15 protein-coding genes and 1 pseudogene are annotated in these 25618 nt (G+C 59.3%); 9 read left to right on the forward strand and 7 right to left on the reverse strand.

From position 1 onward, the window contains the following. Positions 1-16: 16 nt before the first annotated feature. Together ACOOHD_RS02750 and dnaK are read left to right on the forward strand one after the other, a co-directional pair. The gene (locus ACOOHD_RS02750) at positions 17-3115 is read left to right on the forward strand and encodes a CHRD domain-containing protein (RefSeq protein ID WP_420460033.1); all 3099 of its coding nucleotides are present in this window, start codon (positions 17-19) and stop codon (positions 3113-3115) included. Between the two features lie 266 nt (positions 3116-3381). Next, positions 3382-5307 (forward strand): molecular chaperone DnaK, encoded by a 1926-nt coding sequence (gene dnaK / locus ACOOHD_RS02755; protein ID WP_420460034.1) that lies wholly within the window; start codon positions 3382-3384, stop codon positions 5305-5307. Positions 5308-5365: 58 nt separating this feature from the next. On the opposite strand, the gene ACOOHD_RS02760 is transcribed toward dnaK, so the two are convergent. From ACOOHD_RS02760 to ACOOHD_RS02785, 6 genes are all read right to left on the reverse strand, one after another. Continuing rightward, positions 5366-5983 carry a hypothetical protein gene (locus tag ACOOHD_RS02760; protein WP_420460035.1) on the reverse strand — a complete coding sequence of 206 codons (618 nt, stop codon included), beginning with the start codon at positions 5981-5983 and terminating at the stop codon, positions 5366-5368. After that, positions 5983-7134, reverse strand: coding sequence for a hypothetical protein (locus ACOOHD_RS02765; RefSeq protein WP_420460036.1), 1152 nt, complete (start codon positions 7132-7134; stop codon positions 5983-5985). The genes ACOOHD_RS02760 and ACOOHD_RS02765 overlap by 1 nt, the downstream gene beginning before the upstream one ends. Beyond that, the gene (glf, locus tag ACOOHD_RS02770; RefSeq protein WP_420460037.1) at positions 7131-8297 is read right to left on the reverse strand and encodes a UDP-galactopyranose mutase; all 1167 of its coding nucleotides are present in this window, start codon (positions 8295-8297) and stop codon (positions 7131-7133) included. Before glf ends, ACOOHD_RS02765 begins: the two co-directional genes overlap by 4 nt. Beyond that, positions 8294-9373: a glycosyltransferase gene (locus ACOOHD_RS02775; RefSeq protein ID WP_420460038.1), complete on the reverse strand. Its 1080-nt coding sequence runs from the start codon at positions 9371-9373 to the stop codon at positions 8294-8296. The genes glf and ACOOHD_RS02775 overlap by 4 nt, the downstream gene beginning before the upstream one ends. Positions 9374-9504: 131 nt before the next feature. Continuing rightward, entirely contained in the window at positions 9505-10527 is a 1023-nt protein-coding gene (locus ACOOHD_RS02780) for an NAD(P)/FAD-dependent oxidoreductase (protein ID WP_420461404.1), read from the reverse strand. A 15-nt stretch (positions 10528-10542) separates the two neighbouring features. Next, positions 10543-11181 (reverse strand): hypothetical protein, encoded by a 639-nt coding sequence (locus ACOOHD_RS02785; RefSeq protein ID WP_420460039.1) that lies wholly within the window; start codon positions 11179-11181, stop codon positions 10543-10545. 168 nt (positions 11182-11349) lie between these two features. Here ACOOHD_RS02785 and ACOOHD_RS02790 point away from each other — a divergent pair, with 168 nt between their 5' ends. The 7 genes and pseudogenes from ACOOHD_RS02790 (at position 11350) to ACOOHD_RS02820 (ending at position 22700) form a co-directional block, all read left to right on the forward strand. Further along, the gene (locus ACOOHD_RS02790; protein ID WP_420460040.1) at positions 11350-12537 is read left to right on the forward strand and encodes a class I SAM-dependent rRNA methyltransferase; all 1188 of its coding nucleotides are present in this window, start codon (positions 11350-11352) and stop codon (positions 12535-12537) included. 109 nt (positions 12538-12646) lie between these two features. Continuing rightward, a complete protein-coding gene (locus ACOOHD_RS02795) occupies positions 12647-17941 on the forward strand; it encodes a translocation/assembly module TamB domain-containing protein (protein WP_420460041.1) in 5295 nt (1764 codons plus the stop codon). Beyond that, a complete protein-coding gene (locus ACOOHD_RS02800; RefSeq protein WP_420460042.1) occupies positions 17917-20328 on the forward strand; it encodes a BamA/TamA family outer membrane protein in 2412 nt (803 codons plus the stop codon). The genes ACOOHD_RS02795 and ACOOHD_RS02800 overlap by 25 nt, the downstream gene beginning before the upstream one ends. 71 nt (positions 20329-20399) lie before the next feature. Further along, positions 20400-21569: a zinc-dependent alcohol dehydrogenase gene (locus ACOOHD_RS02805; protein WP_420460043.1), complete on the forward strand. Its 1170-nt coding sequence runs from the start codon at positions 20400-20402 to the stop codon at positions 21567-21569. Positions 21570-21667: 98 nt separating this feature from the next. Continuing rightward, a complete protein-coding gene (locus ACOOHD_RS02810) occupies positions 21668-22165 on the forward strand; it encodes a hypothetical protein (protein ID WP_420460044.1) in 498 nt (165 codons plus the stop codon). Between the two features lie 10 nt (positions 22166-22175). Next, positions 22176-22262 (forward strand): annotated as a pseudogene (locus tag ACOOHD_RS02815) (NAD(P)-binding domain-containing protein); the annotation flags it as partial. Positions 22263-22283: 21 nt separating this feature from the next. After that, positions 22284-22700, forward strand: a complete 417-nt coding sequence (locus ACOOHD_RS02820; RefSeq protein ID WP_420460045.1) for an NAD-binding protein — start codon at positions 22284-22286, stop codon at positions 22698-22700. A 4-nt stretch (positions 22701-22704) separates the two neighbouring features. On the opposite strand, the gene ACOOHD_RS02825 is transcribed toward ACOOHD_RS02820, so the two are convergent. Further along, positions 22705-25575, reverse strand: coding sequence for a WD40/YVTN/BNR-like repeat-containing protein (locus ACOOHD_RS02825; protein ID WP_420460046.1), 2871 nt, complete (start codon positions 25573-25575; stop codon positions 22705-22707). Positions 25576-25618: the final 43 nt, after the last annotated feature.

Here is a 25618-nt window from a genome sequence, read left to right on the forward strand (position 1 = left end):
ACCCTAATTATTCTGTATGACACTTTCTACCCTCCGGTACGCACTCGGTACCGCACTTTTCCTGTGCACCTTTCTGGCCTACGGACAAAGCTACGGCTCCGGCTCGGCGATGCTAAGCGGCCAGCAGCAGGTGCTTCCCGTAGCCACTGAGGCACGCGGCACCGTCGACGTGCAATTCTCCGATGTTGACGACGATGACGATGACGAAGACAACGATCAGGTACAGGTCACCGTCAGTGGCTCCTTCAGCGGGCTAAGCTCACCGGTGCTAACTTCCCTACAGGGCGGCGGACACATCCACATCGCTTATCCAGGCCGCAATGGTGATATTATCCAGCCCCTCGTTCTTACGCTCGCGGCCGACTCCCTCAGTGGTACCATCGACGCGGAAGACAACACCTACACCATCGCTGCCGCTGATCTTGAGGATGCAGACGTCGGTGCGGTGTACGTCAACATCCATACCCGTAACCACCCCGGTGGGGAGATTCGCGGCGACATCGTGCGAGAAGACCGCGAGGCCTATTACACCAACTTGTTCGGCAGCAACCAGGTACCATCCGTTATCTCTACCGCCCACGGCGCCCTACTTCTCGAACTAGAGGACGACAACACGCTGGTAGTAAGTGGCTCGTTCAGTGATCTCACCTCCACCTACGCAGCCAGCATCGGCTCCCACTTGCACCTGGGCCTTCCCGGACAGAACGGTCCCATCGATATTGCACTCACTCCCACCATTACTGAGGACGACAGCCTCAGCGGTATCTTCCGTAGCGAGGATAACACCATCGAACTCGACGACGATCAGGTGGAAGCGCTGCGGGCCGGACGCTACTATGCTAACATTCACAGCGTGGAGCATCCCAGCGGTGAGATCCGCGGGCAGGTACTTCCCCCCGCCGACGCTATTTTACGTGCTCACCTTTCGGGTGCCAACGAATACCCCCCGGTACTTACCCAAGCCCATGGCGAGGTCCTCGGTCACGTAGTCGGTAATACCGTACGGCTGATCGGTAGTTTCTTCGATCTCAGTAGCCCCCGCGATACTAGTGTTCGTGGTGGTACTCACCTCCACGCGGGCTACGCCGGAGAAAATGGCGGTATCATTAAGGTGGTCAGTGCCACCCGGCTTACCGTACTCGATTCGCTGAACGGCACCGTACAGTTGGCGGATAACGTCATCCAGTTAAGTGATCAGGAACGTGGTCTACTACTTGCCCGCGGTATCTATTTCAACCTACACACCACGAATCACCCGATGGGAGAGATACGCGGACAAATGCTGCCTGAATCCCAGGCCGTATTCACCGCCTTCCTGCACGGCAACCAGCAGATACCGTCCGTGATCACCACCGGCCACGGTATGGTGAAGGTCGAACTGATGGGCACCACCATGACGGCTACCGGAAGCTACACCGGGTTACAGAGCGATCTGAACACCGCTATTCAGGGCGGAGCACACCTACACCCCGGCTATCCGGGGCAGAGTAATTCCATACTATACCCCCTGGTGGTAGCGGCGGACAGTGCCGCCGCGCGCACCGGTCGCTTCTTCCCCAAGGCAAATACTATTAGCATCCCCGAAACGCAGATCGACACCCTGACCGACCGCTTCCTGTACGTCAACGTACATTCCCTGGATCACCCCATGGGGGAGATTCGCGGTCAGGTACTAGCTGAAGCTACGAGCTACTTTATCGCTCCGCTTTCCGGTGCCAGCCAGCCGGAGGGCGTGCCCACTAGCGCTACCGGTATGGTGGCTACGGAGGTACGCGATACGATGATTACCTTGATCGGATCGTTCAAGGATCTGGATAGTGACTTTGACGAGTCAAGGGATCAGGGTGGTATGCATATTCACCAGGCTATTGCTGGAAGTAACGGTCCCATTCTGTACCCCATCGCCACCGAGCTCGATAGTACTGATCGCAGCGGTGTAGTTCTAGCCGATAGCAACGTCATCGCGCTGGAACCCATCCAACTACGGGCTCTGCTCGATCGCGAGCTATACTATAACGTACACACTGAAGACCATCCCGCCGGTGCGATCCGTGGTCAGGCGCTTCCCCTGGCACAGACCTTCCTGCACACGACATTCTCGGGTGCGAATAATACCGACTACTTCAATACTACCGCGCAGGGTGGACTGAAGCTCGAACTCAGCGATACCATGCTGATGCTATCGGGTAGCGTGACCATGCTACAGGGTGACTTTGATTACTCCGTAAGCGGGGGTGCCCACCTACACCTGGCCCCCGCCGGACAGAATGGTGACATCATTATACCCCTGAGTGCTGATACCCTCAATGCTAGCAAAGCAGCTGAGTTCAGCGTCGATAGCAATACCTTCAACATCACGATGGACCAGGCCATGGCGCTGCGCAACGGTCGGATGTACGCTAACATCCACACCACCCTGGTACCTAGCGGTGAGGCCCGTGGCCAGATTCGTGGTGAGCTCAACCTACCCCCCGACTCGACGAGCATTCTCTCGCCCATGGACGGCGACAGCCTGACCCTGGAGGGTTCCAATCAGCAGGCGTTCCGCGTGAGCTACGCACCCACTACCGACCCGGATGGCGATACGGTCATCTACGTGTGGCAACTGGCGATGGACGAGAATTTCGATAGCATCCTCTTCGGTGCTAACACTGGTAGGGATACCTTCTTCGAGACCAACTTCGGTACCATTGCTACGCTGCTCGATAGTGCCGGTCTCGCGATGGATACCAACATGACCTTTTACCACCGGGTACTGGCAAGTGATGGCAGTAACTACCGGCCGAGCGAGGCCGTTGCGATCTCTCTGAACGTAGGTGATATCGTGGGCACCCGGGACTTCCTGCCCGCCGGCTTTGGAGTAAAGACCTATCCTAATCCTCTGCGGGAGGGACAGGCCTTCACCTACCAGATCACCACTCGGGAGGCGTTCCGCGGTCGCCTGATGGTCTTCACCCAGCTCGGTCAGCTCCAGCAAGACATCAACGTGACCGCCCTGGTTGGCGAGCAGAATGTAGGAGTAGACATGTCTTCCTTACCTGCGGGAACCTACTTCCTGATGCTGCGTAATAGCGACGGACGTCTCATCAGTACATCCCGCGTAGTGGTGCAGTAGTAGCGCTGACCTGATCATACAGCTCATAAAGCGGCTTTTCGGCGTCCGGGAAGCCGCTTTTGTGTACGGGCGGGGTCGCGGGTGCTAAGTGGGTCGAAGGAGCGACTGCCAAATTGTCAAGCCAGTGACAATGCCCCTTGCAATTTGGCACGGCACCCGCGGCCCCGCCCGAAAAACCGGCAGAATTTGGTGCGCGAGGTGGATGGCACGCTGCTTGCATAACTGGGGGCGACAACACTGTCAACCAACGTAAATAAGCAAATCGTATGAGCAAGATTATCGGAATAGATTTAGGAACGACTAACTCATGCGTGGCGGTGATGGAGGGCAACGAGCCCACCGTGATCTACAACGAGGAGGGCCGTAATACGACCCCCTCGATCGTGGCATTCCTGGATGCCGGTGAGCGTAAGATCGGCGAGCCGGCCAAGCGGCAGGCCATCACCAACCCCACGCGCACGGTCGCGTCCATCAAGCGCTACATGGGTCAGCGCTTCGACGAAGTAAAGGGCGAAGTAGAGCGCTCGGCCTATAAAGTGGTCAAGGGCGACAATGGCCTGGCCCAGGTGGAGATCGACGGGCGCAAGTATACCCCCCAGGAGATCAGCGCCATGGTGCTGCAAAAAATGAAAAAAATTGCCGAGGACTTCCTCGGAACCGAAGTTACGGAGGCCGTCGTGACGGTACCCGCTTACTTCAACGACTCCCAGCGGCAGGCTACTAAGGAAGCCGGTGAGGTGGCCGGACTTAACGTGCGCCGTATCATCAATGAGCCTACCGCCGCCGCCCTGGCTTACGGTCTAGACAAGCGGAGTAAGGACATGACGATTGCCGTGTACGACCTCGGTGGTGGTACCTTCGATATCTCGATTCTGGACCTGGGTGACGGCGTATTCGAGGTGAAGTCCACTAACGGGGATACCCACCTCGGGGGCGATGACTTTGACCGCGTACTAATTGACTACCTAGCCGGTGAGTTCAAGCAGCAGGAGAACATGGACCTGAAGAAGGACCCCATGGCGCTGCAGCGCCTCAAGGAGGCCGCCGAAAAGGCCAAGATCGAGCTTTCAAGTTCCACCGAAACGGAGGTCAATCTTCCCTACATCACGGCCGTAGACGGTGTGCCTAAGCACCTGGTGGTCAAGATCAGCCGCGCCAAGTTCGAGCAGCTGGCCGACGATCTGGTGCAGCGTACCCTCAAGCCCTGTGAAAAGGCGCTGAATGATGCCGGGATCAATAAGAGCGATATCGACGAGGTGATCCTCGTAGGTGGTTCTACCCGTATCCCCGCCATCCAGGAGGCCGTCGAAAAGTTCTTCGGCAAGAAGGCCAATAAAAGCGTGAACCCCGACGAGGTAGTGGCCGTAGGTGCCGCCATCCAGGGTGGTGTACTGAGTGGCGATGTCCAGGACGTACTGCTCCTCGACGTGACCCCGCTCAGCCTGGGTATCGAGACCATGGGTGGCATCTTCGATACGGTGATCGAGGCCAACAGCACGATCCCCGTGAAGAAGTCCAAGGTATACTCTACCGCTAGTGACAACCAGCCCAGCGTGGAAATCCACGTGCTACAGGGTGCCCGTCAGATGGCTAAGGATAACCGGCCCATCGGTCGCTTCGTACTCGGAGACATTCCCCCCGCCCCCCGCGGCGTACCCCAGATCGAGGTAACCTTCGACATGGACGCCAACGGTGTACTCAGTGTGACATCGAAGGACAAGGGTACGGGTAAGGAGCAGTCAATTAAGATTGAGGCCGGTACTGGACTGAGCAAGGAGGACATCGAGCGCATGAAGGCCGAGGCCGCCGCTAACGAGGAGTCCGATAAGGAGGCTCGTGACCGGGTGGAGAAACTCAATGCCGCCGACCAGCTCGTCTTCCAGACCGAGAAGCAACTCAAGGAGTTTGGGGAGAAGATCCCGGCCGAGAAGAAGCAGCCTATCCAGGAGAATCTCGAGAAGCTACGGGAAGCCCATAAGGCTGAAGACCTTAGCGGCATCGAACGTGCCACCGAAGCCCTGACCGCAGCTTGGAACGCCGCTAGTCAGGATATGTACCAGGCCCAGCAGGATGGTAACCCCACCGCCAACGCCGGTGGTGCTGGAGGCGACCATGCGGGCGCAGGCACCGGAAGTACCACCGGAGCCGATGACGTCCAGGATGTAGAATTCGAAGAGGTGGAGGGTAAGTAGTCCCCAGCCCGCGATAATTAGGTATAAGCCCGTCGGTCTAGCGGACCGGCGGGCTTTTTTATTCTACCCCCTCCCGGAAGGCACGGGCTCCACCCTGAGCCGGGTGGCGAACGTAGCGGCAGCTAATGCCTACGTCAACCAGCGTTCGTTCCGCTACCCGGCCAATGGCGATGACAGTGGTAAAGCTGAATAGCTTCAGCAGGTTCTGTAGTACGGGCTGATAAGCGGTCAGTTCCGTACGACGGACGGAGCGGTTGTGGTAGGGCTGGCCGGCGCGGTGAGGGTGAGCCATAACGGCGTTCCAGAATAGCGGCAAGTTGGGCCGCTCAAGGGCAGCTTGCCAAACGAACGCCGCCGTCATACCCGCCCGATCGCTGGTCCGTGTGGGAACGGCAAAACCCGTAGTAGCAAAGCGCTCGTTGAGCCCGGTAAGTTCGGTCGTTGGTACCAGGGGCAGACCACTTCGCCGAGTGCCCGTGTGGCTACCACTTTCGGCCACCCACAGCTCGGACGGGCCTAGCTGCGCCATTACCTGTAGGTAAGTCAGCAAGTTGCGACGGCGAAGGGCCGGGGCATCCAGCCGGTCGTGCAGTGAATCGAGGTCACGGTAGGGATTGAAGCAGTCTGGTAGTACGATCTCGATCAGCGCGCCGACGATGGACTCCGGTGTAAGCATCAGAGGCGCTGCAGCGTGGCCGAGCGGGGCTGTTCCCTACTCGGTTCCAAAGCCCGCTGCATGTCTTGTAGCGCCGCTAACGACCGAAGGTGAGGCACGCGGTTGTTATTCTCATCGAGGTCCCACAGACCGCAGTTGGAATAGGAGGTCAAATCGTCCCAGTCCGGTCGATCAAGCACGGGGTAGATACAGACACCGAAGAAGTCCGGGGTCTGAGCTATTACCCTGCGTGCCGCGGCGGTAACCTCTGCCAGCCAGCGCGGGCGCTCGTCGCCGAAGTGGCCGGTTTCGCTCAGAAAAAAGGGCCGGCGGTAGCGGTAGTAGGCACCCAGCAGGACCTCGTGAAGGGGTACACGGCGGCGTGGTTCTTCCTCCGGCCAGGGGAGGGCACCTACCCCATCGGTCCACTGGCCGTTGTAGTAATAATTGAAGCCCAGTAGATCGAGGAACTCTTCCCGCCCGCCGAGCTCGGGACACATCCGCCCACCGATGATGTCCATGGCCTGAAACTGGTCGTTGTTCATACGGGCAATGTGGCCGAAATCCGATCCCCCATGACCATGCACCCGAATCAGGGGCTCGATGGTCACGATGCGGCAACCGGGGTCGGTATCGCGCAGCGCCCGAATGCCCTGGATGGCCGCCCGGCAGAGGTGCCACTTCATGTCCCATCCGGAGTTGGTGGCGAAAGGGACGGTACCGCGCACATCCCCCGAGTGCCAGGAGAGAAAGCTGATTTCGTTGATTGGCACCACGTAGAGCGTCGTGTCGGTGACCGCCTGGTGCCACTGAGCGAAGGCCCGGCACAGCGCCACAAAACGGGGAGTGAACTGTGGGTGGGTCGGGAAGAGTCCGTCGGGATAACCGAAGTGACACAGGTCCCAGATCACCTCCAGACCGGCCGTATGAGCGGCGCGGAGTCGATTGGCGACCTCGGAAAAGTCAAACTGGTAGGGAGTGGTTTCTACGGCGCTCCAGCAGATGCCCTCACGAACTACCCGGATACCTAGCCCCGCCAGGTCGGTGAAATCTTCCCGCGCCCGCAGGTCGTGCTCGGTCACCTGGTGGAGGTTGATGCGGAGGCCGGAGCGATTGATATGGTCGGCGCACTCGTAGCCGCCCATGATGAAGGAGGGAAGATCGGGGATCACTCGGCAGCGACTTGCTCGGCGGGTACCGGGGCAGCTACCCCTGTGGGAGCTTGCCCCTCTAGTTGCCCAAAGAGTTCGAGGGCGTTACGGAAGGCCTGGTCCATATTGAAGTATTTGTAATTTGCGAGCCGCCCGACGAAATATACGTCCTCCAGTGCTTCTGCCTCGGCGCGGTAGCGTTCGTAGATCGCCTGGTTGCGGGCGTTAGGCACGGGGTAGTAGGGGTCACCCTCGTCGGTGGTGTACTCCTTGACGATGGTGGTCACCTGAGGGCCTTCCTGCTTACCAAAGTGGCGGTACTCGACAATGCGGGTGTAGTCGACTTCCTTTCCCGGGTAGTTGATGACGGAATTATTCTGGAAGTATTCCTGCGGTACGGTTTCGGATACGAAATTGATGGAGCGGTATTCCAGCTTCTCGGTCAGGCTATGCTTGAACTCAAAAAAGCGGTCGATGGGGCCGGTGTAGAATAGTTTTTCGTAGCCCCGCAGTTGGTCCTTGACCTCGAAGTAATCGGTGTTGAGCCGTACGGTGATGTTGGGGTGGTCCAGGATGGCGGCAAAAAGGCGGGTATATCCCCCCTTTGGCAGGGCCTGGTAGCGATCCGAGAAGTAGCGGTCATCGAAGTTGGTGCGTACGGGGATGCGGTTGAGCACGGAAGCATCCAACTCCTCGGGGTACTTGTCCCACTGCTTTTTGGTGTAGTGGCGGAACATCTTTTCGTAGAGGTCATTACCCACCTTATGGAGCACGGCATCGCGGCCGTTCTTTGCCTCGGGGATGTCGTGCCGGTTGGCGTCGAGCCACCGCTGCATGTCCTTTTCCGTTTCCAGGGACAGGCCGTAGAGCTCGTTCACCGTAGTGATATTGACGGGGATGGGGACGAGCTTATCGTCCACCTGAGCGAGCACCTTGTGCTCCCAGGGATACCAGTCGGCAAATTGGTTGACGTAGGACCACACATCCTCGTAGTTGGTATGAAAAAGGTGGGCACCGTACTTCGACACCAAAATACCGTTGTCGTCGATGTAGTCGTAGCAGTTGCCGGCAATGTGATCGCGGCGTTCGAGTACGGTGACCCGCTTGCCGGCGTTGGCGTAGCGCTCGGCTAGGACGGCGCCGGAGATGCCCGCGCCGATGATTACAATGTCAGGGTGGTTCATACGAGAGGTTTTTCCAGGATACCGTGCATGCGTGCTGCGGTGGATTTCCAGGAGGTGTTGTTCAAAATAGTGCGGTAATCGGGGGCCGTGGCTGCGGTCAGGAAGTTGCGTACTGCAGCCGCAAAGCTGGTGGGGCTATCGACAATGGCCACCGTGTCGGCGTACTCGCGTACCACGTCGCGAATTGCCGTGGAAACAATAGGACGGCCGGCGGCCATGTACTCCAGGGTTTTCGTGGGACTGATGAACCTGGTCGCATCGTTGAGGGCAAAGGGCATCATGGCCACGTCGAAGCGCTGCAGGTAAGCCGGCAGCTCGGCATAGTCCTTCATGCCCAGGTAGTGCAGGTTGCCGCGCCGTGGTAAATCAGCATCGTGAATCTTAGCGAGGGGACCGATCATCACAAATTGCACTTCAGGTAGTAGATCGGCCGTTCCGGCTAATAAATCCAGGTCGATGCGCTCGTCGATCACGCCGAAGTATCCCACTACGGGACCCCTAAGGAAGGCGATATCCGCCGGCACGGGTAAGCCCTCCTGCGCCCGGGCGAAGTGGGCCTGGTCGACCGAACTGGGAAAGCAGTAAACGGCTGGGTTACGCTCCTTCTTGGCCTCGTAAAGCGATCGACCGCCCGTGAAAACGACATCGGCACGGCGGAGCAGGCGGCTTTCCAGATGAACCAGCTCTCGGGGCGCACCGCGAAAGAGACTCAACTCGTCCATGCAGTCGTAAACCACCGTTTCACACCTCAGGTCGGCCAGCACCGGAAAGAACGACGGGGAGTAAAACCACACAATTTCCGTGTGCCCCCCCGGTAAGTAGTCAGCCAGTACCTCCGGGATCTGGTCGATGTGGTCTACATTGGGTTGTAGGACGTGTAATCGGTCACTTTCCTTGCGTAGGGGGCTGTCCGGCCGCTCGGGCCGCCGCCAGGGCTCCTCCACAAAGAGGACGCGGTACTGCTCCGAGAGCCGGCTGATGAGGTGCTGGGGCCGCTGGTACACAAAGTCCCAACGTAGGTGACAAAAGACAAGGAGGTCGTACGATCCACCGAGCGGCGCGGGGGAAGAAGGCATTCGGCTGTATTATGAGGGGCGAAACTATGTGTTCCCCAACTAGAAATTACCAAATAAGTTCTCACATGTCAGAGTACCCGGTGCAAACTACCGGTATTTCGTCAAAGTGGGCCGAAAGTTGTCGCGATGTTTCACAATCCTGAGGCAAAGCGTTGACTACTCACTTCTACGGGCACCGACGCGCCGGTCTGTAGGTGATCAAACAGCCAGCGGCTTCCCAGGGGGGCCAAACTTGCTCCCTTCGTGCCGAGCCCGTTGAAGATACTTAACCGGGAATCCGTAGGGTGCGTACCGATGATCATGCGGCGATCCCGTACCGTTGGCCGCACGGCAGCGAGGTGCGCCTCAACAGTAAAGGGTAGGCGAAGCACCTCCCGTAGGCGATCGGCCAGGTACTTCGCCGTGGCCGGACTGGCAGTATCATCGGTGAATTGGTTTGCGCTGCTGGCACCCACCCAGTAGCTTCCCCGGTCGGCCAGGGGGACCAAAAATACGCGGTGCTTGAGCATGCGGTCGAGCAGCGGCCCCTCGGGGCGGACCAGCAGCACCTCCCCCTTCGTTCCCCCGCGGGGTAGGTGACTGAAATACGGATTATCCCGCACCCTCCACCCCTCGCAGAATACATAGCGGTCGTAGCTCGGGGGTAGGTGGGCGTAATCAAGGGGCTGCTCGCGGAGGCGAGCGCGCGTCCGTAGCCAGTCCCGGTAGCCAGCCGTCAGGGCGGCAAGGTCCACCCGGGCGGTTTGCCGTACCCCTCCGTAGGCGAAGGCGGGGTGGGTAAGCTCAGGTATGTTGCCTAGCGCGGGGGTGTCGTCGAGGTACTCACCGTAACCCTCCTCACCCCCCCGGGCCAGCCAGTCGTTCTGCTCCCCGCGGTTGAACAGGGTGCGCACGAGGGGGGTGTCGCACCATAGCCTCAGGCCTAAGTCCCGTTCCAACTGCCCGTAGAGCAAACGGGCCTCCTGCATTAGCTCGCCGATACGCCAGCTGCGCACGAAACGTCGTCCGGTTATAGGGTTGATGATACCAGCCGCAACGGTACTTGCCGCAGTCTGCCCGGGGGCATCCACGTAGTCTACGTCATGCCCCGCCCGGTGCAGCCGGTAGCCGATCAGTGTACCGGCCAGGCCTTGTCCGATGATGAGGTACTTGATGCTGCAATAACCGAACTATTCGTCGATCCGTGCGCCTACGTCCTGCACTTCCTGGTGTACGGCCGTGTGCTGGGGGTCCTGGGGTTCGTAACTGGCCCAGCACTTATTCCAGGAGTTGGCCGGGAGTTGGTAGCTGCCGGCCTGAGCGGGCTGTTCCCGCAGGGCGCGGGCTAGGTCGAAGTGGAGTAGGCCACGCACGTACTCGTTGCGCGCGACACTGAGGGCCCGGGCAGGGATCTTTAGTACCCCGTGGGCGGCCAGGTCCAGGGGCAGCTTTTCCCCCCGCTCGGTGAGTACGTAGCAGCCCGGACCGCTTCCCCGATCGTCGGTGCCCGGGTCGAGCACGAGCTCGATCACCTGGTAATCGCCCGAGGCAAGCTCGCCACTGTACAAGATATTTGTATCCTGCGGCCCCGCCCCCCAGGTGATGGTTTTGCGGCGAAAAGCCGGTAGCGACAGGCCGTCGAGCCGAATATCGGCTACCGTGAGCACGATTTGTCGGTCCGGAGCGGTAGGCAGGTCGGTACGGCTAACCAAACGTAGTTCCAGCTGGCCCTCGCCCAGCAGGAAATCGACCGAGTCGGTCGCGGTAGAACACCGGTTAAGCACCAGAAACGACAGGCAACACAGTAGGGCGGAAAGAGATATTTTCATGAGCGGGTCCTAAGGATGGCGAGCCTCATCGCATTAGCGACTATGGCAGACCTTCCGTTGCACAAAACACTGGATACAGGGGAGAAACGGTGATGGGCCCGCCTTGCGTATGTCGGGCTCTGGATGTTTCTGGCGAAGCCGCCGGGCCGCAGCCCTTACCTTCACCGCATGCAAGACCTTCGTTTGCGCAAGGGCCGGGAGCAGGCGCTGCTACGCCACAGCCCCTGGGTATTTTCCGGCGCGGTCGCCTCGGAGCCGCCGGGCCTCACCGACGGCGAGTTGGTGCGCGTCACCGATCACCAGCAACGGGCCCTCGGCGTGGGGCACTACCAGGCGGGTAGCATTCGCGTACGCATGCTACATTTCGGTACGGGGGAGCTGCCGGAGGACTTCTTTTTGCGACAGCTCCGCCTGGCCATCGACCTACGGCGGCAGCTCGGGCTGGCCGATGACCCCCTGACCAACGCCTACCGGCTGGTGCACGGTGCTGGGGACGGATTACCCGGGCTGGTTGTGGACCGGTACGGCAGCGTGGCGGTCGTGCAGTGCCACAGCATCGGTATGCACCGGCAGCGGCGCGAAATTGCCGGGGCCCTGCTGGCGCTGCTGCCCGACACCCTCACTACGGTGTACGATAAGAGCAGCAAGACCCTACCGGAGCGCTACCTGAGTGAGGTGACGGACGGCACCCTGGTGGGGCCGGACCTGCACGAACTGACCATACTGGAAAACGGCCGGCGCTTCCGGGTCGACCTGGTGGACGGGCAGAAGACCGGCTTCTTTCTCGACCAGCGCGAGAACCGCTGGTTGCTGGGTAGCTACGCCAAGGAGCAGCGGGTGCTGAATACGTTTTGCTACACGGGCGGTTTTTCGGTCTACGCTCTAGCGGGCGGCGGCGCGCAGGTGCAAAGCGTGGATGTGAGTGAACGGGCCACCTCCCTGATGCAGGAAAACGTGGCGCGCAACGGTGACTTTGGCGAGCGGTCCACGGTCACTACGGCGGATGTGCTGGAGTGGTTTAAGGGGCAGGAGGAGGAGGCCAGCTGGGACATCATCGTGGTGGACCCGCCGGCCTACGCCAGGAACAAGCACCGGCGGCACAAGGCGGTGCAGGCGTACAAGCGGCTCAACGCGCGGGCGATGCGCGCGATTCGCCCAGGCGGTTTGTTGTTTACCTTTAGCTGTAGTCGGGTGGTGGACCGGCAACTGTTTTACGACACCATCGTAGCGGCGGGTCTAGAGGTAGGCCGGCCGGTGCGGGTACTCCACCGACTGGGGCAGGGTCCGGACCATCCGGTCAACCTCTTCCATCCGGAGGGAGAGTACCTTAAGGGACTGGTCGTGCGCGTAGATTAATTTGTGCCACCTACCTTACCGAAGCACCGCTTGCGGGTCCGTGCACCGCGAACACTACCTAACGCGGGGGGTTACCTCCTGATACCCCTCAGTCTAAGTATCTCTCCCTTTGGCCAATAGTACAGCGAAGAAAATCGGTCGGTTTATTTTTTGGTTCGTCGTCTCCCTCCTCGGGCTGGTGGTACTTTTCTTCCTTCTTATTCAACTGCCCTTCGTGCAGCGCACTATCACCCAGCAGGTCGAAAAGATCGCCCGTACGAGCCTGGGTACCGATGTCGGCATAGGTGAACTGTCCCTAAAGTTTCCCTCCCGAATCGACATCAACGACGTATACGTCAATAACCCCGCCGGCGATACCATTGCCCGCCTAGGTCACCTGGGGGTGGGGCTGGATATGTGGGGCCTGGTACGGTCTACCGTATCGATCAACGCCGTAGAGATCGAGGATATTTACGCCAACGTGGTGACCACTGACTCTACGAGTAACATCAGTTTTCTGCTCGACGCCCTGGCCCCGGTAGATACCCTGGCGGTGAAGGATTCGCCCCAGGCCGATTCGGTGGCCAGTAGCTCCGGTGGCTGGCTCATCGACCTGGAGGGGGCTACGCTAACCCTGGATCGAGCTGATATCTACTACCAGGACGATCCGGCCGGACTGCGCGCGGACGTTACGGCCAACCACCTCGGGGGAGAGATCAACCAGGTCGATCTCAATACCATGAACTTTGATATCGACTACCTGGAGCTGGACGGGACCGTGGCACAGATTGGGCTGGGAGAGTCGAGCACTCCGGTCGACACGACGGCCACGACTACGGCTCCGATCAACCTGGCGGCCGGTCGGGTCACGATCTCGGACACCCGGTTGGGACTAGCGATGGATAGTCTGGATCTAGCCACCGAGCTCCCCTACGTGAATCTCGAAGGCGCCGACCTGGTGCTGGGAGATAGCATCGCCTTCAACGGGCAGCTGTTTCAACTGCGGCAGTTCGCGCTGAGCATGGACACTCCCGCGCCGGCAGTGGAGGGGCCGGGGATTGATTTTAACCATTTGGCGCTGCGTGAGGTAGAGGCCGAGGCTACCGACATCGCCTACATTGTAGACTCGCTTCACCTCAACCTGCGCCAACTCAGTGCCACGGAGCGCAGTGGTCTGGCAATCCTGCGCACGGAGGGGGTCGTGGAGTACGATCCTACCTTCCTCGGCCTGCAGGGCTTTCTACTGCGTACCAACAATAGCGAGTTACGGAGTGATAATACCGCGGTTAAATACGATTTCGCCGCTGCCAACCTCGATGAGCTCGTTGCCCGGGCGCAGCTTGACGGTCATATCGGAGTGAAAGATATCGCCCTACTGGCTCCGGAGCTGGCAACCGAACGGGTCATTCGCAGCAACCTGGCCCAGCAGATCGACTTTTCGGTGCGGGCCGATGGTACGGTAGCCCAGCTGGACATCGGCAGCATACAGATCGACGGGCCGGGCATCAAGGTGCGAGCCAGCGGACGGGCGCATAACGTGCTCGATCCCGATCGGGTAGGGGGGCGGCTGGTGCTGCGGGAGCTCAGCCTGACCCCAGGTCCGCTACTGCCCCTACTGCCGGCCGGCACCCTGCCTCCCGACATCGACTGGCCTAAGCGTATCGTGGCCGAGGGTACGGCCAGTTACAACAACGACCGGCTGGAGCTCGATCTATACGCCCTGGAAAATCGGGTATTCGGCAATGGGCTTAACAGCCGCGTACGCACCAGCGGTGTTATCAATGGCGTCAAGGCCTACCCCAATACCCGACTTAACGTCGACCTGGATACGTTACTCGCCACCAAGGCTACTATACTAGCCTACGTACCGCCAGGCTCAATTCCCGAGGATTACCGGATTCCGGACTTCCTGCGCGGTAGCGGGTCGGTGACCGGACCGATGGACAATCTGGATGTTAACCTGCGGCTCAGCCTGCCGGGCGATAGTACCTACGCCCGTATCAACGGTAACGTGCGCAATGCCCTGGACGTGGACAACCTGGCGCTGAATATGGAGATTAGTGACCTGGGCATCAACATCGCGGACGTACGGGCCATCCTACCGGATAGCCTGCTGCCGGCCAACGTTAATATTCCCAGTCTGCGGATTCAGAACGCGCGGGTATCCGGCTCCCTTACGGACCTGACCTTTTCCGTGCCCGTACAGACTACGAATGGCGACTGGAACCTGGAGGGCATCTACAATCCGGAGTATACCAATGTAACCGCCTTGCTGACCAACGTACGCATCCCGGACTTCTTCACCGGGGGCTTCCGTGACACGCTGGAGACCATCGGGCTGGGGCCGGTCGATCTACGCGCTCAGGTGACCGGTCAACTGGAACCGAGTATGAACTTGTCCCTCAGCGCTTTCGTGGCCGAGAATGACGGGGACTCCCTAGTCAATCTGACCGCTCTGGTCACGGATAGCCGTTACTCGGCGGAGTTCGATATACTCCACCCGGCCTTCCTGGCCAACGGTAGCGGTCGGTACATCATCAACGCTGACAGCACGGTGTTCGTGGAGGCTAGGGTGGACGTCGACCACCTGGAGCTCAGGCAGTGGGATATCACCGAACAACGCCTCGATGTGGAGGGCTCGCTGGTGGCACGCAGCGAGGGCATCGACCCCTATGACCTGGATGCCTTCCTGCGACTGGATGATTTCATTCTGCGGGGGCAAGACGGTAGCAGTTTTGTCGATAGTCTGCTGCTAACGGCGGCCATGCACCAGTGGGACAATGAAATCTACCTGCGCTCTGACGTGATGGATGGCGATGTGGTCGGTTTTTTCGATCCCCTGAAAACGCCGCAGAAAATGGTGGAGTTTCTGGTGGGCTACGTGGACGAGACAATGGATCGTCCGGAGCCCGTGGAGGACGGTAACTCCCTGGATATGACCTTTAAGCTGAAACGACCGCAGGTACTTACGGGCGGACTAATCAACGGACTGACGCAGCTTTCTCCCATGAGTATGTCGCTGCTCTACCGCGATGCCGCTCCGGAATTTCTCTTCAACCTTGACCTGAAGGAACTAGAGTTTGCGGGGCTCGCAACACGTGACCTCAATTTCAAGGCCATCGGGGATACCGTGGCCCTCAACTTTAACGCCAACTGGGCGGACGTAAGTTATAATTCGCAGATCGAGCTGGGCCGTACCGTGATTTCGGGCGAGACCGTTAATGACGAGCTGCTCGTGGAGCTCAAACTTTACACCCCGCAGGACAGCCTGCGCCACTACCTGGGCGCCTACATCGACCAGACCGGCGATAGTCTCACGGTGAGCCTAGAGGAGGAGCAGATCCTAAACTTCGATGTATGGACGGTGCCGGCCTCGAACGTCATTGCTCTGGCCGGCCCCAATTTGCTCATTAATAACTTCAGCCTACGCCACGGATCGCAGGCGCTGCTTGCCAAGACCACCGAGCCCAACCAGGTCGAGGTGACCTTCGATGACTTCGAGCTTAGCACTCCTAGTCGACTCGTGTTTTCCGAGGAGGAGGTGGCCGGGGGTACCCTCAACGGTACCGTGGGCCTGGATAACGTGATGACTAATCTGGGGATTCACACCAATCTTACCGTTGACAGTCTCTCCTGGACCGGCACCCTCATCGGCGACCTAACCGCTGATGTCACGACGACCGACGAGCAGACCTATAAGCTAGACATCGGTCTGGAGGAAGCCGGCAACGACCTAGCCGTGACGGGTACCTACGCCCTTAACGGACCCATGGACATCAATCTAGACGTGAACCGCCTGATGATCGCTAGCGCCGAGCCCTTCAGTCTCGGTTACCTCCAGAATACGGAGGGATACATCGCCGGTCAACTCGACGTCACCGGTACGATTGAAGCTCCACGCATAAACGGTAGTCTCGCCTTTCAGGATGCCAGCCTGGTGATCAGCCTACTCGGCGAACGCTTTCGTATGGGTACCAACCCGATCACCTTTACGGGGCAGCGTATCACCTTCACGAACGGTCTAAGTATCTACGACAGTAAGGGTGGTGACGCTACCCTGACCGGTAGCATCCTGCTCAATGACCTGACGGACATCGACCTCGACATGCTCGTCGTGGCCGATGACTTCGTGACCATCAATTCCACGGACGACGACAACCCGGACTACTACGGCTACATGTCCGTTGATGCCCGGGTCGAGATCGGCGGTACTGCCACCCTGCCCGTCATCGTAGTAGACGCTACCACTAACGAAGGCTCGGATATCACCTACGTCTACACCGTGCCGAGTGCTGGATTTGTCGACAATGAGGGCATCATCGAATTTGAGGAGCGTTACCAGTGGGCGGATATCATCCGCCGGGATACCCAACTGATGGCCGACGATACCCTGAGGGTCAGCCGTACGGGGCTTGACCTGACCCTCAACCTCGAAGTGGACCCTAATCTGCAAGTGACCGTAGTCGTGGATCCTACCACCGGCCAGACCTTTGTGGGGCGGGCGCAGGGAAATATTACCCTACAGATTGCCCCCGATGGGAGTCAGACGGCCACCGGACGGGTGGAGCTGGTGGAGGGGCAGTACGACTTCATTTACCAGGTCATCAACAAGGAGTTCCAGGTGGTACCGGGTAGCAGCGTGGTGTTCAACGGGGAAATTGAAAACCCTACGCTGGACCTGACCATCCGCCACGAAGTGCGTACCTCGGCACTGCCGCTCGTAGAGGGTACGCTAGGTAAGGGCACGGGGGATGCCGGTACGCTGCGCCGCAAGCAAACCTTTTACGTCGTCATCGGGCTCAACGGCGAGCTCAATTCGAGCAATCTGACCACCAACGTGGAATACCCCGAGGACGCCTACGGCAACCTGGGGCTGAGTACGATCGACGATGCCCTGGCTAGTCTGCGCCAGGACGACAGTCGACTCACGGAAACGACCTTCCGCCTGCTCGCCTTCGGGGGGTTCAACATTCCCCTTGTGGATCAGGGGGGCGGCGACGGTACCAGTCTGGCCAACACCACACTAAATAACGCCGTCGGTGGCTACCTCAACAACCTGGCTAACCAGTACGTCGGTTTCGTCGATTTGGACTTTGGTCTCGACAGTTATCAGGATAGCGATGGCACCACCAATACTAACCTCAGGGTGAGTCTGCGTAAAACGCTATTTGACGACCGGGTGGTGATCAGTGTAGACGGCGTGGCGGGCAACGATGCGGACGATGCGGCGGGCACCGGCCAGACCTACCTGGACAACATCACCGCCGAGTACTTAATCAACGACGACGGTACGTTCCGGCTAAAGTTCTTTAACGACCGGGACCGGGACGTCTTGGTGGGGGGTAACGTCGTGCGCTTCGGGGGCCGCCTCACCTTCAACAAAGACTTTAATTCCTTTGGGTGGAGCAACAAGAAAAGCCAATGATGAGTCCACTGCGCCTCCTCCTGGTGCTCCTCGTCGTATCCAGCCTCGGCTGTAAGGTGACGGAGTACCTGCCCCCCGACGAGTACCTTTACCAGGGCAGCAGCCTAGAGGTAGTGGCGGCCGACAGCATCGACACCGAGCAACTCGAAACCGAGCTGCTCGCTACCCTTAACCAGACCACCAACGCCAAGCTGCCCCTGATCGGCTACCGCAACATCTGGCGCTACTATAAATTCGAGGAGAAAAAGCGTGCTAAGCCGGAGAAGTACGCGGACGATCCCGATGAGATAAAGGGTGAGAAACCCATTTTCTTTGAGGAAACGGTGGTGGAATCGGTCAATAACCTACTCGAAAACCGCGCCAGCAACAACGGCTACTTCACCAACAGTGCGAGCTACACCCTAGATACGGTCCAGGATCCGCCGGAGATTATCGCTAAGTATACAGTCACCGTCGGCGAGCCCTACACCATAGATTCCACCCAGTATTTTTGGCGCGACACGGCCGTAGCGGCACTCCTCGATAGCATCAAGCCTACCTCAGCCATCCAACCCGGTGACCGCTATGATCTGGATGCCGTAAAGGCGGAGCGGCAGCGCTGGCGGCAGGCCCTGAAGGATAACGGCTATTTCTACGCCAGTGACGACGACTTTCTGTTTCTCGCCGATACCGTGACCGGCGACCACAAGGTGGCTCTGCTAGCCAAGCTTAAAACGGACGTTCCGCGCGAGCACCTGATCCCGCAGCGAATCACGGCCATCAACGTGTACCCCAATTTTGACGTAGGAGATACCGCGAGGCTTGATCGCCTTCCCCTCACTCAGATAGGCGGGGTGAATGTCCGCTGCGTCGACTGTCCGCTGCGCCCCAGCATCATCGACGAGGCCTTTGCCATGGAGGCCGGCGATCTCTACAATCCTGAGCGGCACCGCAAGACCCTGCGGCGACTAGCCAGCTATAATACCTTTCGCTATATCAGTTTGGATTATGAAGAGATACCCGGCTCAGATTCTACGCTGGTGCTAAACGCCTTTATGGAGCCCCTACTCAGACGGCGCATTGAGGGCGAACTTGGCCTCACCTATAATAGCGCGCAGTACGTAGGGCCCAACGTACGGCTGGCCTACACCAACCGCAATCTACTGCAGGGAGCGGAGCTGTTCAAGCTGGAAGGAGACTTCAGCTACGCTGTTTTCTTAGGCAATCGAGACCAGATTCGCGTACCCACCTCCGGGACTTACGGACTCACCGCCACCCTCAACGTGCCCCGCCTGTGGCTACCGAAGCGGCGAAAGTTGATCCCACGAGTCATGTCAAGCGGTACCGTAATTAGTCTAGGAGCAAAGGTGGAAAGCCTCTCGCTGACGCTCAATAAATTCACCCAGGAAATCACCCTACAGGGGCTTAATGGACTGGCCGAAATTTTAGAAACCAATCCAGATGCCACCGAGCGGGTAAGTCTACTCCAACTCCGGGCCCAGTACGGCTACACCTGGCAGCGCCGCATCAAGAAAATCCACCTGCTCAACCCCCTTGACATACGGGTGCAGAACCCGGTGATCAGCAACGACGAAGTGCTCGAAATCGCCCGTAGTCTTGGCGTCAGCGGGACCGGCGAGGGGGAGGCGCAAACGAGCCGCTTCGACCGCATGGTGGTCTACTCCCCTAACTACACCCTGACGTACGACACCCGGCTCGATGGGGAGGATACCCACAATCTGTTCTGGCAGCAGTACCTGTCGATGAACATCAATAACGTCTTCCCCATCGGACCGGGACTGGAGGACGCCGAGACCGTACGCAGCCTATACCCCCAGCTGGAAACTGATCTACGCCACTACTGGCGGTTTAGCCGTAGCCTGACCCTGGCCAGTCGCATTCACGGCGGGGTGGCCTTCCCGATTTCCGACCGCGCCATTGTTCCCTACTTCGACCTCTACAGCATTGGCGGGCCGAATAGTCTCCGGGGCTTCTACCCCCGGGAATTAGGGCCGGGTCGTACTGCACCTGTAAACAACAACCTACTGACCCTCGGCGGCTACGGTAACCTAATGCTGGAATCGAGCGTGGAGCTACGGCAGAAGGTCACCTCCCTGATCGAAGTGGCGGCCTTCATCGATGCGGGTAACGTTTGGACCTACAAGACCGAACTCGAGCCGCTGGATACGGACTTCCGGCAGAAGAACTTTATCAATGAGCTGGCCATGGATGCCGGTATCGGCTTTCGGTTCGACCTCACCTTTCTCATCTTTCGCCTCGATCTAGCCATGCCGTTCCAAATTCCCTACGAGGAAATCGTGACTAGTTTCCGTATCCCGGAAAAGTACCCCGGTGATCCAGTCGATAAATCGCTCCGGGTCGTCATTGGCTTTGGCTACCCCTTTTAGTAGGTCGGTCGATAACACTGCACACGACCGAACCCTGCTCTCCCGCTACGGTATAGTAATAAAACCGTTACATGAGAGCATTGACCTACCACGGGCAGGGCGACGTACGCGTCGACACCCACCCCGACCCCAAAATTGAGAAGCCCACCGATGCGATCATTCGCATCACCTCCACCGCCATCTGCGGCTCCGACCTCCACCTATACGATGGCTACATCGCCATGATGAAAGCAGGGGATATTATCGGTCACGAGCCAATGGGTATCGTGGAGGAGGTAGGCTCCGAGGTAAAGAATATTAAAAAGGGGGACCGAGTCGTGGTGTCCTTCACGATTAGCTGCGGACAGTGCTGGTTCTGCGAGCAGACGCTGTACTCTATGTGCGACAATTCTAATCCGAAGCCGGAGAACGCCGAGGCGCAGATGGGGCACTCTCCCGCCGCCGTCTACGGATATAGCCACCTGCTGGGTGGCATCCCCGGCGGACAGGCCGAATACCTACGCGTGCCCTACGCCGATCTGGGCACCATTAAGATCGAGTCCGACCTGGCCGACGAAAAGGTGCTCTTCCTCTCCGATATCTTTCCCACTGGCTACATGGCCGCCGAGAACGCCCAGATCGTCGCCGGTGACACGGTAGCCATTTGGGGCTGCGGCCCGGTAGGTTTGTTCAGCATGAAAAGCGCCTGGATGATGGGTGCCGGACGCGTCATCGCCATCGATCAGGTACCGGAACGCCTACAAATGGCCCGCGAGCACTGCAACGTAGAGACCATTGACTTTTCTACCGAGGACGTCCTCGAGCGACTCAAAGAGATGACCAATGGCCGGGGTCCCGACCGCTGCATCGACGCCGTAGGCGCCGAGTCCCACGCCTCCAATATGGTCTCCGTAGCCGCCGACAAGCTCAAGCAAACGGCCCATATGCAGAGCGATCATCCTTATGTGCTCCAGCAAGCCATTATGTCCTGCCGTAAGGGGGGCACGCTTTCTATTCCCGGTGTGTACGGTTCCACCGCCACCATACCCATGGGCGCGGCCATGAACAAGGGCCTCACCTTCAAGATGGGACAGACCCACGTGCAGCGTTACCTCCAGCCCCTACTTGACAAGATTCAGAAAAACGAGATCGACCCCAGCTTCCTCATCACCCACGTCGAGCCCCTGGAAAATGCCCCGATAATGTACCAGAAGTTCCGCGATAAGGAAGATGGTTGCATCAAAGTAGTGCTGAAGCCGTAGCACCGTGCTGCCTGCGGGGTACCAGTACAATGCTGCCTCCGGCAGCGCCAGCAAAATGCAGCCTCTGGCTGCGCTAAAGGAATGCTTACCTTCACTAGGTGATCACCGTCCCCCACCGCCTCCTTATCCTATCCACAGTCAGCGTCCACCACCAGGGCGCTGACTGTGTAGTTTTAACCAAACGCCTCACCAAACCCCAGCACGAACGCCCCAGCTACACCAAACTCCACGTCCTATCCATCGTCAGGGCGGGCAGGCAGCATATCATCACCGAGGAAGGTCACGCATACCACGTCCACGCCGGACAGGCCATGCTCCTACGCCGTGGACTTTACACCGTGACTGATCTACTACCGGCAGCCGGACAAGCCTTCTGCGCAGACCTTGTTTTCTTCACGGGGCGGGGGATCAATCCCAGTGACGATACGGCCGATAAGAGCAATGGATCATTTGCTTACGACTCGGACCTACTTCCTACTGGCCCCGAAGCCATACGAAATTTGTTAGCGCAACAGCCAGGTGCCCGCCCATTCTATCTGGGCGGACTCCACCACGGTCAGCCCCGCCTTCGCACTACGCTCGGCTTAGGAAGCTGAGCAACGGGGGCTGCGTTTCCTTAGCGTACCCGTAGGAGGAACGCGCGAGCCCGCCGAGGCCGGATCCCTAGCCGTCTTTGTTGGTGGACCCGCGGACGTACTGGAGCAGGTACGGCCGGTGCTGGATACCTACAGTAGTGTCATTCTACACCTTGGTGAAGCCTATGATCGCGGAGCCGCCTATAAAATTCTCATCAACGGTATGCTTGCCGAGTCCATGCTGGTATTCTCCGAAGCGGTGCGGCTCGGAGTAGCAATGGGACTTGATCGCGGCTTCCTACTGGAGGCGCTGCCTAAGGCTCCGGTTATTGCCCCCTTCGTGGCCAGTAAAGTAGCGCGGATGCAAAGTGAGGATTATACCGATGCCTCGTTTCCCCTCGAACTTGTCCATAAGGATCTGAACCTGCTCGTGGAGACCGCCTACACTACCGGCCAGCCGCTGCCACTAGCCGCTGTGGCCCGGGAGATCTACGGTCGCGCCAGACAGTCCGGTCGGGGGCGGAAAGATTTCTCCGCCATACACGCCGCAGGCTAGTCGGTCACTTGACCTCAAATTCCCGTTGCACCACATCCGCTCCCGCCTCCAGAACCAGCGTATAGGTACCCGGCCGTAGATAATACACCCCATTATCCGCCGCCTTAATCCTGACCGGTCCGGCATCTTCCTTCCGGTCTTTGTTCGCCAGCTCCTCCATCTTGTCGGTCTGCTTTTCATCGAAGCTGAGGTCGTAGGTGAGGGTATTGATGCCGGGGAGTAGCTCGACCTGCCGGGAATAGAGCTCCGTACCGTCCTGCGCCTTTACCAGGAGCGTTGCACCTGCGGTCCCGGCTGGGTGGTATGCCTGGAACGTAACCTCCGGAGTGGTCTGATCGCTGAACCAGCTGTGGCTGCCGTAGCGGCTCGAGTAGCGCTGGGTGGGGATGTCGCTTAGTACTAACCCAGGCTCCGTCTGACCGGCAATCTGCTGCAGCAGACCGACGTTGGCGCGGTAGAGGCTGCGGCCGTGGGTGCCGACGATGAGGTCCTTGGCGGAAGGCTGTACGACCACGTCGTGTACGGCCACGGCCGGTAGCTCCGTGACGGCGGTGAAGGTGGCCCCGGTGTCCATGCTCACGTACAGTCCGTGATCGGTGCCCACGTAGAGCAGGGCGGCGTTGGCGGGATCCTCCTTGAGGATGTTAACCGGCTCGGCGGGTAGATCTCCGCCGATGGGCTGCCAGCTAGCGCCCCGGTCAGTGCTTCGGTAAACGTAGCTGGCAAAGTCATCGTCCCGGTAGCCATTAAGGGCCAGGTAGACGGTGTTGTCATCATGGTGGCTGGCTTCTAGGCGGGATACCCACAGACTATCCGGAAAACCACGGAGGCGCTCCCAGTTCTGGCCGCCGTCCGCGCTACGGTGCACGAGGCCGTCGTCGCTGCCCACGTAGAGTAAGCCAAACTGCCGCGGGCTCTCGGTGATGGTCGTCAGCGTACCAAAGGCTACATCGCCCCGCCGGCCGCCGCCGGTAAGGTCACCGCCGAGGGTTTTGAAGTCATCGCCGCGGTTGAAGCTGCGGTGAAAGTGGTTGGAGCCCATGTAGAAAATATCCGGCTGGTGGGGGCTGATCAGGATCGGTGTCTGCCAGTTCCAGCGGTAGGGCCGCTGGCCGAGCGTGTGCTTGGGGGTGATATAGGTGCGGCTACTCTCCTTCGGGTTGAGCCGGTAGTAATTGCCGAACTGAAAACCGACGTAGACCGTCTCGTGGTCGCGGGGATCGACCTGCACCTGCATACCGTCGCCGCCGAAGAGCATATCGTAGGGGTAGTCCCCGTCCTGCTGCCAACCCGAACCGGGCTCGTAGTCGTGCGGTCCACGCCAGCTCCCGTTGTCCTGTAAACCGCCGTAGACGCGGTAGCCGTCCGGGTGATCGTCGGCAGCCACGGCGTAGAACTGGCCCACCGGCGGTACGTTGCACTTTATCCAGTGTTCGCCACCGTCGTAGCTGATGTTGACGCCCCCGTCGTTGCCATTGATGAGGTGGTCGGGCCGGTTGGGATTGATCCACATGGAGTGGTGATCGGCGTGTACGTTATCCCCATTTGCTCCTGACCACGTTTTACCCCCGTCGACTGACTTAATGATCGGCATCCCTAGAGCATACACGATCTCGGGGTCCTCGGGGTGAACGGCCAGCTGGCCGAAGTAGTAACCGTAACTGTAGTAAACATCGTCGATGTAGTCGGAGTGGGTACGCGTCCACTTCTTGCCGTCGGTGCTACGGTACAGTTCGAAGCCCTTGATCTCCACATCAAACAGTGCAGCATTAGCATCCTCCAGGTACTCCACCAGTTGGAGCGGAGAGAGGTCGCCGGACTCAACGCGCGTGCGTACGGTCTTGGCATCGAGTTCCGTGGGAAAGTCATTGCTGCGCAGGAAGTCCTCGAGCAAATAGGTTTCCAGTCGTAGCAGGTCCTCCTTGGGCATGTCGCGTAGCTGGGTTTTGGTCAGTACCTCCTCGTCATCGTCCGCCGGCTCCCGGGTACCGTAATTATCGATGCTGGCGTACACCACGCGCTTACCGGCCGGGTCGTAGCTCACCGCCAGTCCGATCCGGCCAGCTCCCTGCCCGGTAGGAAACCCGCTCTGCTCGGTCGTCACTAACTCCCAGCTTTTACCACCGTCACTACTATGGTATACCCCCGAGCCGGGGCCACTCTCGCGGAAATCCCACGCCTTGCGCTCCCGCTGCCAGGCCGCCGCGAACAGCTCCTGGGGGCGGCGGGGATCCCGCACCAGGTCCACCACGCCGGTGCTATCGTTGATCTGTAGGGTATGCGACCAGCTCTTACCGCCGTCGGTGGAGCGGTACACGCCCCGCTCCGGGTTAGGACCGTACAGGTGTCCGAGCGCAGCTACCCACACCGTGTTCGGATCACGGCTGTCTACGAGTACGCGACCGATGTGGTGGGTTTCGTCCAGGCCCAGATGGGTCCAGGTTTTGCCGCCGTCGCTGCTGCTGTACATGCCGTTTCCCGCGTAGGAGCTACGACTGCTATTGACTTCCCCGGTGCCCACATAGATCTTACCGCTCGGCCAGTGCACGTCGATATCGCCGATCGTCATCACGGCCTGGTCGTCAAATAGCGGGGTGAAGGTCGTACCGTTGTCCTGCGTCTCCCAGAGGCCCCCACTTGCGTAACCCACGTAAAAATGCGTCGGATCATCCGGGTCAACGGCTACGTCCGCCACCCGGCCACTCATGATACTGGGTCCGATACTCGTAAAATTCAACCCTCGTAGGGGGGACTGCTCCTGTAGCTGTATGCGTTGTCGGTAACCCTGTAGGCGCTCTCCGGCATCAAAAATTTGGGCGCGTACGCTGGTGCAAACTAGGTGGAGCAGGAAAATAATGGTAAGCGAGCGCATCATTGAGGGGGACTGATAGTCCGCCAAGGTAAGTCATCCCCCAAAA

The sequence above is a fragment of the Neolewinella sp. genome, assembly GCF_965214665.1.
Taxonomy (GTDB): Bacteria; Bacteroidota; Bacteroidia; order Chitinophagales; family Saprospiraceae; genus Neolewinella.

Coding starts and splice junctions, on each gene's coding strand:
- ACOOHD_RS02750 (WP_420460033.1), top strand. CDS start 17: ATGACACTTTCTACCCTCCGGTACGCACTCGGTACCGCACTTTTCCTG.
- dnaK (WP_420460034.1), top strand. CDS start 3,382: ATGAGCAAGATTATCGGAATAGATTTAGGAACGACTAACTCATGCGTG.
- ACOOHD_RS02760 (WP_420460035.1), bottom strand. CDS start 5,983: ATGCTTACACCGGAGTCCATCGTCGGCGCGCTGATCGAGATCGTACTA.
- glf (WP_420460037.1), bottom strand. CDS start 8,297: ATGAACCACCCTGACATTGTAATCATCGGCGCGGGCATCTCCGGCGCC.
- ACOOHD_RS02775 (WP_420460038.1), bottom strand. CDS start 9,373: ATGCCTTCTTCCCCCGCGCCGCTCGGTGGATCGTACGACCTCCTTGTC.
- ACOOHD_RS02785 (WP_420460039.1), bottom strand. CDS start 11,181: ATGAAAATATCTCTTTCCGCCCTACTGTGTTGCCTGTCGTTTCTGGTG.
- ACOOHD_RS02790 (WP_420460040.1), top strand. CDS start 11,350: ATGCAAGACCTTCGTTTGCGCAAGGGCCGGGAGCAGGCGCTGCTACGC.
- ACOOHD_RS02805 (WP_420460043.1), top strand. CDS start 20,400: ATGAGAGCATTGACCTACCACGGGCAGGGCGACGTACGCGTCGACACC.
- ACOOHD_RS02825 (WP_420460046.1), bottom strand. CDS start 25,575: ATGATGCGCTCGCTTACCATTATTTTCCTGCTCCACCTAGTTTGCACC.